This is a genomic window from Jatrophihabitans sp. (assembly GCA_036399055.1).
In the GTDB taxonomy this organism is placed as follows: Bacteria; Actinomycetota; Actinomycetes; order Mycobacteriales; family Jatrophihabitantaceae; genus Jatrophihabitans_A.
Map to the genome: position 1 here is coordinate 37,154 of DASWNX010000005.1, position 14,321 is coordinate 51,474.

Here is a 14,321-nt window from a genome sequence, read left to right on the forward strand (position 1 = left end):
GGGTCCTGAACCAGGATCACGAATCGACCGCGCAGCTGTCGACGTACTCGATCCTCACGTCTGCGAACACCTGCTCGATGGCCGCTGCCGCCTCGGCCGGCGATGCGGCGTGCACGTGGGCTGACAGGCCGGTGAAGTCGTATTCCGGCTCCTCGGGGACGATTTGGCCTGGAAAGGCCGCGCGGACGACGGTGACGCACTGCGGCAGGATCCCACGAGAGGAGATGCTACGCACGACTTTGCCGCTTTGCCCGATTGCTGAGCACATCACCCAGCCGTAGCTTCCCGCCGGTGATCGCGGCGCCGTTCCGGCGTGCAGAGCCGGGAGGTCACAGGACAGCCGTACGGCGGCCGACATCAGGTCCACCCCACCGTGGCGGTGGGTCACCCAGAGGATCTCCCCGCCGCCGGGCCGGTGCCCGATCTCGAGGAACACGAACTCCCCGCGGTCGAGAAAAGCCTCGAGGTGAAAGACCCCGTTCTCCAGTCCGAGAGCTCGCAGCGTCCGCTCAACGCCCTCAGCCAGGATCTGCGCCTCCTCGGTGTGCTGAATGCTCACCGAGCCAAGCGGCTGACCGTCGTTGAAAGCAGCGCAGCTGCCGACGTATCTGGAAGTCGAGAGGTACCCCACCGCCCCGTTCTCGGCGTAGCCGTCACAGTGGTAGAGGGGACCGGGGATGAAGGTCTCCGCCTCCCACTCCACGCTGGGATCGAGGCTGCTGAGCTTCTCCTCGAGTTCTTCGCGGTTGCCGCACACCTGCACCCCGGAGCTGGCCGCGCCGGAGATCGGTTTCACCACCACCGGGTAGTTCCAGGCCTTCTCGATCACATCCGCGCTTATGCCCGGCCCCACAGCCACCCACTCCGGTGTTCGAACACCGGCGCCGGCCGCCAGGCTTTTGCTGTAGCCCTTGTCCCGGAACCGGCGAATGTACTCGACGGAATACCCCTTGACCCCCACGTGCTCCCGTACCGCCGCGCCCAGTTCCAGGTCGTACTCGGAAATAGCGACCACGTGCCGGATAGCAGCGGCTGCCGCGGGATCGGACTCGAGTAGCTGCGCGATAGCAGGCAGGTCCAGCTGCTCGACCAGATCGATCCTGCTGTACTCGTGAGGGCGAAAGCCGGGCAGGCCGTCGACTTTCGTGGTGATCAGCCACAGCTGGACGTCGACATCGTCCAGATACGACGCGTACCGCGAATAGTCATCGTTGAATCTGTTGATGATGAGAACTACTGGGGTAGTCATTAGGTGAATCTCGCTGTCTCCTTGACCGCTTTCCATGATCGGTCGACGCTTCGCCGGTCGGCGCCGGTCATCAGGACCCATCCCAGCCTTGAGCGGAAGTCGGCCCGGCAGTTCGGACGGTCCCCCGGGCTGACCGTGACGGCGCCGTTGACGACGTTGGGCAACGTGTGCAGGTCAGAGTCGGCGGGCGCGCTGGTCACGACGTCCAGGCCCGGCTCGTAGAAGAACCTGATCGCGGCCACGCAGGACGCTGAGCCGGTGGCTCCCACCGCTGGGTCATCCACCCGCTGCCCCGTGGCGAGCTGGACGAAGATGTCGGACAGGTTCACCCCCTTGCTCATCTCGATCAGCGAGCCGATGGAGTCCCCCGGTAAACGGGCGCCGAGTTCGATCACGTGCGGAACGCCGTTGCGCAGCCGCAGTTCCAGGTGGAACACGGTGTCATCGATGCCAAGCGCTCGGGCCACGTCCGCTGTCCAGCCGGCGATGAGGCGCTCACACGCCGGCTCGATCGCGGCGGGGACTGTGTGCCCCAGCTCGACGAAGTGAGGCGGCTCGGAGACCAGCTTCTCGGTGATGGACACGACCACGACCCGGCCGTCCTGGACGAACCCTTCAACACTGAATTCCGGGCCGGGAATGAACTCCTCCACGAGCACGTCCGCGCCCAGCCGGATTCCGAGGTCCAGGGTGGGGTCGAAGGCGATCGCTGAATAGGCCGATCGAAGCTCGGAGAGGCAGGACGCCAGCGAGACGTGCACGCTGCCGGCGGAGCGAGTCGGTTTTATGACCAGCGGGTAGCCCACCTCGGCGGCCGCCTCATCCAGCTCCGCGGCGGTGGAGACCAGCCGGAACTTCGGCCCTGTGATGCCTGCGCCCGCGAGCGCTTGACGCATCAGAGCCTTGTCTCGAACCCGCTGGCACACAGCGGGGTCGAGACCGGGCAAGCCGAGGTGCGCGGCCAGTTGAGCGGCTGCCGGAACGTAGAACTCGAACCCGGGAAGGATGCCGAGGACCTGCCACTGGGCAGGCAGGTCGCGTGCGCCCTGCAGCACCGCCGCCGGATCGTTGGTGTCCAGGACCACCAGCTCGGCCCCCCACCGGGCCAGGACCTCCGCCGGCACGATTCGGTCCGCCGCGTTGTGCGAGAAGACCAACGCCTGGTAGCCCGCTCTGGTCACCGCGGCGATGAGGTCCAGGCCCGAGGATGAGGGCTCGACGATCACCACACTGGGCCGGATCATCGCGTGATCGCTAACGCCGTGCGCGGGGCATGGCGCCGGGCCGCTGGCCCACCCCGCGCATCAACTAGCCGTGCTGGCTGACGCGGTCTCGTCGGCGCCAACGGTGACCGTGGACTCGTAGAGCTCCATGAAGTAGTCACCGATGAGCGTGACGAAATGTTCGGCGTAGGAGAGCGCGGTCTCGGGCGTGCTCCAGCGCGAGACCGCCCGGTCCACGACCTTCCACATCAGCTCGTCGTGATCGTGGCCCTCGTCGAAGTCCAGATGCGCCTGGGAGCCGCGAAGGGCGTCCTCGCCGTACTGGCCCCGAGCGTTGTTGGTGATGACCTGGTTGAACTGGTCGGAGTACCACTCGACGAAGTAGTTCCACACAGTCGTGGCAGCCGGGCCCTCCTTGTTGACACAGAGGTACAGGTAGCCCATCAGAAGCTCGGTGGAGAAGAACGGCTTGGTCGCGTTGACCTGCTCCTGCGTCCATCCCAGCTGCTTGATGTCTCGCATGAACATGTGCTCGTGCCCGTACTCCTCGGCGAGGTACTGAGCCAGGGTGGCCGCCAGGTGGTCGTCTGTCGAGCCGACTCGGTACAACGCGTAACCGTCGACCTCGTTGTTGAGCCGGATCCGCAGCACGGTCTCAACCAGGTGCCGAACGTAGTACTCCCGGTGCATCCACTGCCCGCTGTGGAATTCTCGCATCATCGGCACCCGCTCGAACTGGCGTTCAAGGCACACAGTGAGTTGGTTGTCCAGGTCGGATCGTTGAAGGCTCATTTTATTCGCTCCCTGAGTTGGATCAATGGTCATAAAATTGCGTGGTCAAATAAGCGGCGCCGCGCCGCACTGGGCTTCTTATGGCGTTGAATTCAACGCGCGAATAACTACGACTGATGTTTACAGGCGACAGCCAGCGGCACGTCGCGCAAAGGCATTCCGCGACTATGCTGAGGTTCTCGTGCGGCGCGGGCTACAGAGGCGAATCACATCCACCCTTTCGTAGATCGCTCACCATCCTGCGTTGTGGATGAACCAAGATGCCAGCATGACAACAAAAGCATCATAAACGCTTTATGTCAACCGTCAGACTGCGTCTGCATAAAGGGATTCAGCTGACTGCAGCCTAATCGCAGTCACTCTTCGATAGCGCCGCGCACGGCGCGCAGGTGCTCCCGGAACGTGAGCGCGGGGTTCTGCTCGCGTGCGGCGAGGTAGTCACCGAACCCCACCTGCTCGCGCAGCGAGCGGCCGCCGCGCATCTGGTCGGCCTGGCCACGCTCGGTGTCACGGATCGCTTCAGCGACGACGAAGACGTCCTCAGCCCGGCTGAGCGGAACGAACAGCACGCCGTCCTCATCGCCCAGCACGAGATCGTCCGGGCCCACGGTCCACTCGCCGACTTCGGCCGACTCCAGGGCGTTCGGCGCCCGGACGCCCGGGCTCAACGGCCCGGTCGGGATCGCACCCAGGCTGAAGACCGGCAAGCCGATGGCCGTGATGTCGACGGTGTCACGGTGCAGCCCCCAGATCACCACGCCTGCCAGGCCCGCCGAGGCCGCCTCGAGCACCACCAGGTCGCCGACGCACGAGGCGTCAAGGCGGCCGCCGTCATCGACCACCAGCACCTGCCCCGGCGTAGCCCTCTCCAGCGCCTCCAGGAAGATGTCGACGCTGCCGACGTGCCGGGCAGGCAGCACCCGGCCGGCGAGCCGGTCACCGGCCACCACGGCCTTCATCCCGGCGGGCGCGCACCGCACCGGCACCTGAGTGCGCACACACGCGTCAGCCAGATGGGCGGTGGTCAAGCCCGCGAACCGCTGCTCAAGCTCTTGCCCAACCATGCGCGTCTCCTAGCCGCTGACCCGACCACTCTGGCCGCGTCCCAGCTCGATCCAGGACGATAGCCCTCGAGCGGCTCGAAGCAGCTCACCGACGCCTACCGCGACGTCTGGCGCCCACCGCGACGTCTGGCTCACCTCGTGCCCGGCGAGGGGGATCGTCGGGCAGCGACACCTCGGGCCCCGCCTAGAATCAGCGACCATGTCAGGTCGCGCCCGCCCAGTGGTCATCGTCGGCAACCCGGTTCTGCACGCTCCCGCCGCTCAGGTCACCGAGTTCGACCAGGCGCTGGCGGCCCTCATCGAGGACATGTTCGCCACCATGTACGTGGCCGAGGGGGTCGGGCTGGCCGCGACCCAGATCGGCGTCGGGCTGGCGGTGTTCGTCTATGACTGCCACGACCACGAGGACGTCCAGCACAAGGGTCACCTGGTGAACCCCCGCGTCATCGCAACCGCCGGCCCCGAGGACAAGAGTGACGAGGGCTGCCTGTCGGTGCCCGGCCCGTACGCCCCGGTGGCCCGGCCCTTTCAGGTCACGGTCGCCGGGCAGGATTTGCGTGGTGAGCCGAGCGTGGTCACCGGCACCGGCTTTCTGGCCCGCTGCCTGATGCACGAGACCGAGCACCTGGCCGGCACCCTCTACATCGACCACCTGAACAGGCGCCGGCGCAACCGGCTGCTGCAAGAGATCGAGCCGTTCCCGTGGAACGGGCCGCTTCCCGAGGTGCTGCCATCCTGAGCGCCGCCGCGCCCGGACAGCGGCCTGGCTAGGCCTCGGACCGCTGAGCGTAGATCAGCTCCGCGATCTGCACGGTGTTGAGCGCGGCGCCCTTGCGCAGGTTGTCATTCGAGACGAACAGCGCCAGCCCGCGGCCGTCCGGCACGCTGTGGTCCTGCCGGATCCGGCCGACGAAACTGGGGTCCCGACCGGCGGCCTGCAGCGGCGTGGGGATCTCGCTCAGCTCGACGCCCGGCGCGCCGCTGAGCAGCTCGATCGCCCGGGACACCGAGAGCGGCGCGGCGAACTCGGCGTTGATCGACAGCGAGTGCCCGGTGAAGACCGGCACCCGCACGCAGGTGCCCGACACCTTCAGGTCCTCGATGCCCAGGATCTTGCGGCTCTCGTCACGAAGCTTCTGCTCCTCGTTGGTCTCCAACGAGCCGTCGTCGACGATCGAGCCGGCCAGCGGCACCACGTTGAACGCGATCGGGCGCTCGTAGGTCACCGGCGCGCCCAGGTCGAGCGCGGAGCCGTCGTGGGTGAACGCCGCCACCCCGGAGCCGGCTTTCTGCACCTGCGAGTCCAGCTCGTCCACGCCGGCCACCCCGCTGCCCGAGACAGCCTGGTAGGTCGAGGCGATCAGCCGGACCAGGCCGGCCTCGGCGTGCAGCGGCTGCAGCACCGGCATCGCCGCCATAGTGGTGCAGTTCGGGTTGGCGATGATGCCCTTGCGGGCCTGGCCGATCGCCTGCGGGTTGACCTCGCTGACCACCAGCGGGACGTCGGGATCCATCCGCCAGGCCGAGGAGTTGTCGATCACCGTGACGCCGGCGGCGGCGAACTTCGGCGCCAGCAGCTTCGAGGTCGCGGCGCCGGCCGAGAAGATCGCGATGTCCAGCCCGGCCGGGTCGGCGAGGGCAGCGTCCTCGACGACGATGTCGCGGCCCTGCCAGGGCAACGTCGTGCCGGCCGAGCGGGCCGAGGCGAAGAACCGGATATCGGCGACCGGGAAGTTCCGCTCGGCCAGGATCTGACGCACCACGACGCCTACCTGGCCGGTGGCCCCGACGACGCCGACCCGCAGACCGCCACGCGGCGCGGCGGTGGCAGCTGGGTGGTGGGCAGTCGAGCTCATCGGCCGGTCCCTCCGTAGACGACGGCTTCGGCCTCAGCGCTGCCCAGCTCGAACGCGTCGTGCACTGCGCGCACCGCGACGTCGAGGTCGGTGTCGCGAGTGACCACCGAGATCCGGATCTCCGAAGTCGAGATCATCTCCACATTCACCCCGGCGTCGGCCAGCGCGGCGAAGAACTTCGCCGACGTGCCAGGATGCGAGCGCATCCCGGCGCCGATCAGCGACAGCTTGCCGACATGATCGTCATAGAGCAGCTCTTCGAAGCCGACCTGCTCCTGCACCTTGGTCAAGGCCTGCACCGCGAGCGTGCCGTCGGTCTTGGGCAGCGTGAACGACACGTCGGTGCGGCCGGTGCCCTTGGTGGAGATGTTCTGCACGATCATGTCCAGGTTCAGCTCGGCCTCGGCCAGCACCCTGAACAGCGCCGCAGCCTGGCCCGGCTTGTCCGGCACGCCCACCACCGTGACCTTGGCCTCGCTGCGGTCGTGAGCGACGCCAGAGATGATCGCTTGCTCCACGGTGAGATCCTCCAAAGCTCCGGTGACAAGCGTGCCTGCCAGGTTCGAGAACGACGAACGGACGTGGATGGCGACGCCGTAGCGCCTGGCGTACTCAACGCAGCGAAGGACCAGCACCTTCGCCCCGCACGCGGCCAGCTCGAGCATCTCTTCGTAGGTGATGGTATTCAGCTTGCGGGCATTGGGCACTATTCGAGGATCGGCGGTGAACACGCCGTCCACATCGGTGTAGATCTCGCAGACCTCGGCGTCCAGAGCTGCGGCCAGCGCGACCGCGGTGGTGTCCGAGCCGCCGCGACCCAGGGTGGTGATGTCCTTGGTGTCAGGCGAGACGCCCTGGAAGCCGGCCACGATCGCGACCTTGCCCTGGGCCACCGACTGCTGCACCCGGGCCGGGGTGATGCTCTGGATCCGGGCCTTGCCGTGCACCGCGGTCGTCAGCACCCCCGCCTGCGAGCCGGTGAAGGACTCCGCGGAGTAACCCAGCGAGTGGATCGCCATGGCCAGCAGCGCCATCGAGATCCGCTCGCCGGCGGTGAGCAGCATGTCGAACTCACGGCCCGAGGGAACCGGCGTGACCTGCTCGGCCAGCGCGATCAGCTCGTCGGTGGTGTCGCCCATCGCCGAGACGACGACCACGACGTCGTGGCCCTCGCGCCGGGTGGCCACGATCCGCTCGGCGACTCGCTTGATCCGCTCGGCGTCGGCGACGGACGAGCCGCCGTACTTCTGCACGACCAGTCCCAACGTCTTCCTCCAGACAGGCGTCCCCGGCGAACGGTGACCGGGCAAGTCTAATCGGGCGCAGACAGCGCCTGCCCCCGTTGAGCCGCCTCAGTTTCTGGGCGATCAGGTCAAACCGGCGGACCGCGATGGATCAGAGAGCCGCGGCGAAAGCCTGCTCCACGATGTCCAGGCCCTCGCTCAGCAGCTCGTCGCCGATGGCCAGGGGCGGCAGCAGCCGCAACACGTTGCCATAGGTGCCGGCCGTCAGCGTCACCAGCCCCTGCGAGTGGCAGTGGGCGTTGACCTTGCCGGTCAGGGCGCTGTCAGGAGTCAGGTCGCCGGCCCCGGCGACCAGTTCGATCGCCAGCATCGCGCCCCGGCCGCGGATGTCGCCGATCTGCTCGTACTTGGCCGCCAGCTGCTGCAACCGGGGCATCACCAGCGCCTGGATCTGCCTGGCCCGGGCGTTGAGGTCATCGGCCTTCATGGTCTCGATGGCGCCCAGCGCTGCGGCGCAGGCCACCGGGTTGCCGCCGTAGGTGCCGCCCAGGCCCCCGGCATGCACCGAGTCCATCACCTCGGCCCGGCCGGTCAGCCCTGACAGCGGCAGCCCGCCGGCGATGCCCTTGGCGGTGGTGACCAGGTCGGGCGCCACGCCCTCGAACTCAGAGGCGAACCAGTCCCCGGTGCGGCAGAACCCGGTCTGGATCTCATCGGCGATGAACAGGATGCCGTGCTCGGAGCACCAGTCCGCGACCCGGCGGACGAAGCCGGGCGCCGGCACGATGAAGCCGCCCTCGCCCTGGATCGGCTCCAGGAGCACCGCGGCGGTGTTGTCCTCGCCGATCTGGGCGTGCACCTGGCTGACGAACTGCTCGAAAGCCTCGTCGGCGCAGTTCTCCGGCCCGGTCGGCCACCGGAACGGATAGGCCATCGGCACCCGGTAGATCTCGTTGGCGAAGGGGCCGAACCGGTGCTTGTACGGCATGTTCTTCGCGGTCAGGGCCATCGTCAGGTTCGTCCGGCCGTGGTAGGCGTGGTCGAAGGCCACCACCGCCTGGCGGCCGGTGAACGAGCGGGCCACCTTCACCGCGTTCTCGACCGCCTCGGCGCCGGAGTTGAACAGCGCCGAGCGCTTGTCATGGCTGCCCGGAGTCAGCTCGTTGAGCGCCTCGGCGACCGCCAGGTACTCCTCGTACGGGGTGACCATGAAGCAGGTGTGGGTGAAGTCGGCGGCCTGGGCCCGGATCTGCTCGACGACCCGCGGCGCGGAGTTGCCGACCGTGGTCACCGCGATGCCGGAGCCGAAGTCGATCAGCTGGTTGCCGTCGACGTCGACCAGGACGCCGCCGGCGGCCCGCTCGACGTAGACAGGCAGCCCGGTGCTGACCCCGGCCGACACCGCGCTGAGCTTGCGCCGGTGCAGCTCGGCCGACCGGGGCCCTGGAATCGCGGTCTTGAGCACTCGCCGCTGCTCGATCATGGGGCGGCCTTCGGTCATCGCGGTCTCCAGGTGGTGAGGCTTAGCTGATTCTAGGACCGCGGTGAGGGCTCGGTCAGAAATCGATGTTGTGCATGACGTGCTTGATCCGGGTGTAGTCCTCCAGGCCGTACATCGACAGGTCCTTGCCGTAGCCGGAGTGCTTGAAACCGCCGTGCGGCATCTCGGCCACCAGCGGGATGTGGGTGTTCACCCAGACGCAGCCGAAGTCCAGCCGGCGCGAGACCCGCATCGCGCGGCCATGGTCGCGGGTCCACACCGAGGACGCCAGGCCGTACTCGACGCCGTTGGCCCACCGGATCGCCTCGTCCTCGTCGGTGAAGGACTGCACCGTGATGACCGGGCCGAAGATCTCGGTCTGGATCTGCTCGTCGTCCTGGCGCAGCCCCGACAGCACCGTCGGGGAGTAGAAGTAGCCGGCCTCGCCCTGCCGGCTGCCGCCGGTCAGCACCGAGGCGTGGTCGGGCAGCCGGTCGACCAGCCCGGACACGTGGCTGAGCTGGTTGGCGTTGTTCAACGGCCCGTACAGCACGTCGGAGTCATCGGCGGCGCCGGTCTTGGTCGACTTGGCCTGCTCGGCCAGCGCCGCGGCGAACTCCTCGGCGAAGCCGGCCCTGGCCAGCACCCGGGTCGCGGCCGTGCAGTCCTGGCCGGCGTTGAAGTAACCGGCCATCGCGATCGCCTCGGCGGCGGCCTCGACGTCGACGTCGTCGAAGACCAGCACCGGGGCCTTGCCGCCCAGCTCCAGGTGCACCCGCTTGAGGTCGCGGGCCGCCTCCTCGGCGACCTGGATGCCGGCCCGGACCGACCCGGTGATCGACACCATCGCCGGCGTGGGGTGTGAGAACAGCGCCCGGCCGGTGTCCCGGTCGCCGCACAAGACGTTGAACACGCCGGGCGGGAAGAACTCCGCCGCGATCTCGGCCATCAACACCGCCGAGGCCGGCGTGGTGTCCGACGGCTTGAGGACCACGGTGTTGCCCGCGGCCAGCGCCGGCGCGAACTTCCACACCGCCATCATCATCGGGTAGTTCCAGGGGACCACCTGACCGCACACCCCGACCGGCTCGCGCCGGACGTAGGAGGTGTGGCCGGCCATGTACTCCCCCGCCGAGCGGCCCTCCAGCACCCGGGCCGCGCCGGCGAAGAACCGGATCTGGTCCACCATCGGCGGGACCTCCTCGGTACGCGTCATCGCGATGGGCTTGCCGGTGTTCTCGCTCTCCACCGCGATGATCTCCTCGGCCCGCGACTCGATCGCGTCGGCGAACTTCAGCAGCGCCTGCTGCCGCTCGCTGGGCGTGGTGTCGCGCCAGGTCTCAAACGCCGTGGCGGCCGCCCGGTAGGCCCGGTCGACGTCCTCAGGCCCCGACAGCGGCGAGTTGAGGTAGACCTGCCCGGTGGCGGGATTGGTCACGTCCAGGGTGCGTCCGTCGGCGGCCGGAACCTGCTCGCCGTTGATGAAGTTGGTTAGCGAGCGCGTCATTGCGTACCTTTCCAGGGCTTTCCAGCGTGCGAGACAACGATTTCAGTACCTGTTCTACCTTTTCACGACGAGAACGCCAAGTGGTGTGGCGGTCGGGCTCAGACACTCGGCGCAGGGCATACCGGGCGCGCTTTAGGGCGCAGCCGCGCCGCCCGGATACACTTCGTCGGCGACAGCGCCGCAAAAACGGCGCCAAGAATGTGCCCAGACTGCTCCGGATCGGATCTATCGAATGTCAACCGACTCTCCCGTCAGCGCCTTCGACTTCGATGTCGTCGTCGTCGGCGGCGGCGGCCACGTGGGCCTGCCACTCGCGATCGCCTTCGCCGACCGGGGGTTGCGAGTCGGCATCTACGACCTGAACGAGCTGGCGGTCAAGACCATCCTCTCCGGAGAGCTGCCCTTCCGTGAGGACGGCGCCACCGAGGTGCTGCAGCGGGTGCTGGCGGCCGGCCGGCTCGAAGCCACCGTCGACGCCAGCGTGGTCAGCCGCGGCGAGCACATCGTGGTGGTGATCGGCACGCCGGTCGACGAGCACCTGAACCCCGACCCGCATGCGGTGCCGCGGGCGCTGGACGAGTGCAAGCAGCACTTTCGGCCCGGTCAGCTGCTGGTGCTGCGCAGCACCGTCTACCCCGGCGTCACCCAGCGGGTCGAGAAGTTGCTGGCCGCCGAGGGCATCGACGTCGACGTCGCCTTCTGCCCCGAGCGCATCGCCGAGGGCAAGGCGATGGAAGAGCTGTTCTCACTGCCCCAGATCGTCTCGGCGCGCACTCCCGAGGTGCTCACCCGGGCCGGCGCGCTGTTCGCCAACCTGACCAGCAGCATCGTCGAGCTCACGCCGGAGGAGGCGGAGCTGGCCAAGCTGTTCACCAACACCTGGCGCTACATCAAGTTCGCCGCGGCGAACCAGTTCTACGTGATGGCCAACGACCAGGGACTGGACTTCGACCGGATCCGCGGCGCGCTGGCGCACGACTACCCGCGGGCCTCGGACATGCCCGGCGCAGGTTTCGCCGCCGGGCCGTGCCTGTTCAAGGACACCATGCAGCTGGCGGCCTTCACCGACAACTCCTTCATCCTCGGCCACTCGGCGATGCTGGTGAATGAGGGCCTGCCGCTCTACCTGGTGTCGAAGCTGGAGGCCAAGTACGACCTGGACAACCTGCGGGTCGGCATCCTGGGCATGGCGTTCAAGGGCGAGAGCGACGACATCCGGTCGAGCCTGTCCTACAAGCTCAAGCGGATCCTGGAGTTCCGGGCCAAGCAGGTGCTGTGCACCGACCCGTACGTCACCGTCGACGCCAACCTGGAGTCGCTGGAGCATGTGCTGGCCAATGTCGACCTGTTGATCATCGGCGCGCCGCACAAGCAGTACCGCGACCTGGACACCAGCCTGCCGGTGGCCGACGTCTGGAACCTGCTCGGACAGGGCACCGTCGTATGAGCGAGCATCGCAGGCGCGCAGCGCCGAGGAGCGGAGCGAATACAGCGATGAGCGCTCGCGCGAAGAGCAGGCAAGCATGAGCGAGCATCGCAGGCGCGCAGCGCCGAGGAGCGGAGCGAAGACAGCGATGAGCGCTCGCGCGAAGAGCAGGCAAGCATGAGCGAGCAAGCATGAGTTTGGCGATCTCGGTTGTCATCCCCGCCTACAACGAGGGTGAGAACATCATCCCGGTGCTGGACCGGATCTTCGACGCGGTCGAGTCCGAGTGCGAGATCCTGGTCGTGGTCGACTTCGAAGAGGACACCACGGTGCCGGTGCTGCGGGACTACGCCGAGCGCGAGCCGCGGCTGCACACCCTGATCAGCGACTACGGCCGCGGGCCGGCGAACGCGATCCGCTACGGCATCGACCAGGTCAAGACCCCCGTCGTGGTGGTCACCATGGCCGACGGCAGCGACGACCCCCGCCAGATCGACGAGCTGGCTCGGCTGGTGGACCGTGGCGTGGTGGTGGCGGCGGCCTCCCGGTACTCCGCCGGTGGACAGCAGGTCGGCGGCCCGATGTTCAAGTCGCTGCTGTCCAAGACCGCCGGTCGGTCCTTGGGCGCCCTGGGCCGGGTCGGCACCCGAGACGCCACCAACAGCTTCAAGGCCTTCTCCACCGAGTTCATCCGCGAGGTCGGCATCGACAGCCGCAGCGGCTTCGAGATCGGCCTGGAGTTGACCGCCAAGGCCCGCAGGCTGCGCCGCCCGGTCGCCGAGGTGCCCACCATCTGGCTCGACCGGACGCTCGGCGAGTCGAACTTCAAACTGGCCGCCTGGATACCGCGATACCTGCGGTGGTACCGGTTCGCCTTCGGACCGCCGCTGACCAAGGAGCAGGTCGCGCGCGCCGCGGCAGCCATCGCCCAGCAGAACAACAAACCGACAAAGGGAAAGCAGAACTCGTGAGCGCGAATTCCTCGCAGGACCAGGCAGCACAACAGAAGGTCATGGTCTCCGGCTCAGCCGGATTCATCGGTGGTTACGTGGTCGAGGAGCTGCTCCGCCGCGGCTACTCGGTGGTCGGTATCGACAACTACTCCAAGTACGGTCCGGTGAAGAAGTCCTACGACGACCACCCCGACTACCACTTCGTCGAGGGCGACGCTCGCGACGTCGAGTTGATGACCGAGCTGCTGTCTGACTGCGACCATTTTATCGCCGGAGCGGCCCTGATCGGCGGCATCTCCTACTTCCACGCCTACGCCTATGACCTGCTGGCGACCAATGAGCGGATCATGGCCTCCTCCTGCGACGCCGCGATCGCCGCCCACCAGAACGGCAAGCTCAAGAAGGTCACCTACCTGTCGTCGTCGATGGTGTTCGAGTCCACCGAGCACTGGCCGTCCAAGGAAGGCGACGAGCGCAAGATCCCACCGCCGCTGTCCTCCTACGGCTTCCAGAAGCTGGCCGTGGAGTACTTCGCCAAGGCCGCCTGGGACCAGTACCAGCTGCCTTACACGGTGATCCGCCCGTTCAACTGCGTGGGCATCGGCGAGGGCCGCGCGCTCGGTGACGTCGAGATCGCCTCGGGCAACGTCAAGCTGGCGATGAGCCACGTGGTCCCCGACCTCGTGCAGAAGATCGTCAAGGGCCAGGACCCGCTGCACATCCTGGGTGAGGGCAACCAGATCAGGCACTACACCTACGGCGGCGACCTGGCCAAGGGAATCGTCGAGTGCATGTCCTCCGACGCCGCGCTCAACAACGACTTCAACATCTCGACTCCCGAGAGCACCAGTGTCCGGGAGTTGGCCGCGGTGATCTGGAAGAAGATCAAGGGCGACGTCCCGCTGAACCTGGTCTGCGACGAGGCCTACGAGTACGACGTGCAGAAGCGGGTTCCGGACGTGACCAAGGCCAAGGAGGTGCTCGGTTTCGAGTGCACCACCAGCCTGGACGTGATGCTGGACGAGGTCATCCCATGGGTCACCGAAGCCGTAAATGACGGCCGGCTGTAACCGCCCGCGCACCCCGTCGTGCCCCCGGCCGACGCTCCGGGTCGGTTAGGCCGCCCAGCTGATCCGGAGAAAGCCGAGCCGGCCGAGCCGCAGCCGGTCGATCCGCAGCCGGTCGATCCGCAGCTGGTGGGAACTGCGGATCTGAAGCCGGTCGAGGCTGATCGACCGGCTCAGGCCGATGCCGGCGGGTCGGCGTCCGGCCGGCGGCGACCGCGGCTGTCGCACCGCCACATCGAGCTGCTGGCAGCCCTCGGCGCGTTGATATTCACCGCGCTGGTGTGCGGTTACCGGGTGTCGGTGGCGCGCACCGCCCGCTACCCGGGCCACGCCGACCCGGCCTTCACCTTCGGGGTGGCCCAGAGCATTCACGCCGGACGCGGCCCGAACATCGACTACGTGTGGCACTTCCTGGTGCCCGACACCCCGCTGCGCCACTACGCCTTCGACTACTGGCTGC

At 67.7% G+C, this 14,321-nt stretch carries 13 protein-coding genes; 5 read left to right on the top strand and 8 right to left on the bottom strand.

Annotated elements, in window-relative coordinates; translation table 11 throughout:
• Window positions 1-16 precede the first annotated feature (16 nt).
• From VGB75_01860 to VGB75_01875, 4 genes are all read right to left on the bottom strand, one after another.
• Window positions 17-1,249, bottom strand: coding sequence for an ATP-grasp domain-containing protein (locus VGB75_01860; protein HEY0165763.1), 1,233 nt, complete (start codon window positions 1,247-1,249; stop codon window positions 17-19).
• On the bottom strand, window positions 1,249-2,493 hold the full coding sequence (locus tag VGB75_01865) for an ATP-grasp domain-containing protein (GenBank protein HEY0165764.1): 1,245 nt from the start codon (window positions 2,491-2,493) through the stop codon (window positions 1,249-1,251). Before VGB75_01865 ends, VGB75_01860 begins: the two co-directional genes overlap by 1 nt.
• Window positions 2,494-2,553: 60 nt before the next feature.
• Window positions 2,554-3,264: an iron-containing redox enzyme family protein gene (locus VGB75_01870; protein HEY0165765.1), complete on the bottom strand. Its 711-nt coding sequence runs from the start codon at window positions 3,262-3,264 to the stop codon at window positions 2,554-2,556.
• Between the two features lie 356 nt (window positions 3,265-3,620).
• Window positions 3,621-4,328, bottom strand: coding sequence for an RraA family protein (locus VGB75_01875; GenBank protein HEY0165766.1), 708 nt, complete (start codon window positions 4,326-4,328; stop codon window positions 3,621-3,623).
• A 199-nt stretch (window positions 4,329-4,527) separates the two neighbouring features.
• Between VGB75_01875 and def the strand changes: the two genes are divergently transcribed.
• Window positions 4,528-5,067 (top strand): peptide deformylase, encoded by a 540-nt coding sequence (def, locus tag VGB75_01880; GenBank protein HEY0165767.1) that lies wholly within the window; start codon window positions 4,528-4,530, stop codon window positions 5,065-5,067.
• A 28-nt stretch (window positions 5,068-5,095) separates the two neighbouring features.
• Here the strand turns inward: def and VGB75_01885 are convergent, their stop codons facing one another.
• The 4 genes from VGB75_01885 to VGB75_01900 form a co-directional block, all read right to left on the bottom strand.
• Window positions 5,096-6,184, bottom strand: a complete 1,089-nt coding sequence (locus VGB75_01885; protein ID HEY0165768.1) for an aspartate-semialdehyde dehydrogenase — start codon at window positions 6,182-6,184, stop codon at window positions 5,096-5,098.
• Window positions 6,181-7,449, bottom strand: a complete 1,269-nt coding sequence (locus VGB75_01890; GenBank protein ID HEY0165769.1) for an aspartate kinase — start codon at window positions 7,447-7,449, stop codon at window positions 6,181-6,183. The genes VGB75_01885 and VGB75_01890 overlap by 4 nt, the downstream gene beginning before the upstream one ends.
• A gap of 130 nt (window positions 7,450-7,579) precedes the next feature.
• Complete coding sequence (gene gabT / locus VGB75_01895) at window positions 7,580-8,929, bottom strand: 4-aminobutyrate--2-oxoglutarate transaminase (GenBank protein HEY0165770.1); 1,350 nt, start codon at window positions 8,927-8,929, stop codon at window positions 7,580-7,582.
• A 55-nt stretch (window positions 8,930-8,984) separates the two neighbouring features.
• The gene (locus VGB75_01900) at window positions 8,985-10,415 is read right to left on the bottom strand and encodes a gamma-aminobutyraldehyde dehydrogenase (GenBank protein HEY0165771.1); all 1,431 of its coding nucleotides are present in this window, start codon (window positions 10,413-10,415) and stop codon (window positions 8,985-8,987) included.
• Window positions 10,416-10,647: 232 nt separating this feature from the next.
• Here VGB75_01900 and VGB75_01905 point away from each other — a divergent pair, with 232 nt between their 5' ends.
• The 4 genes from VGB75_01905 to VGB75_01920 all read left to right on the top strand — a co-directional run.
• Window positions 10,648-11,862 carry a nucleotide sugar dehydrogenase gene (locus VGB75_01905; GenBank protein HEY0165772.1) on the top strand — a complete coding sequence of 405 codons (1,215 nt, stop codon included), beginning with the start codon at window positions 10,648-10,650 and terminating at the stop codon, window positions 11,860-11,862.
• Window positions 11,863-12,032: 170 nt separating this feature from the next.
• Window positions 12,033-12,812: a glycosyltransferase family 2 protein gene (locus tag VGB75_01910; protein ID HEY0165773.1), complete on the top strand. Its 780-nt coding sequence runs from the start codon at window positions 12,033-12,035 to the stop codon at window positions 12,810-12,812.
• On the top strand, window positions 12,809-13,864 hold the full coding sequence (locus VGB75_01915; protein HEY0165774.1) for an NAD(P)-dependent oxidoreductase: 1,056 nt from the start codon (window positions 12,809-12,811) through the stop codon (window positions 13,862-13,864). The genes VGB75_01910 and VGB75_01915 overlap by 4 nt, the downstream gene beginning before the upstream one ends.
• 18 nt (window positions 13,865-13,882) lie before the next feature.
• Window positions 13,883-14,321, top strand: a 439-nt coding sequence (locus VGB75_01920) for a hypothetical protein (GenBank protein HEY0165775.1), incomplete at its 3' end; no start/stop codon positions are given.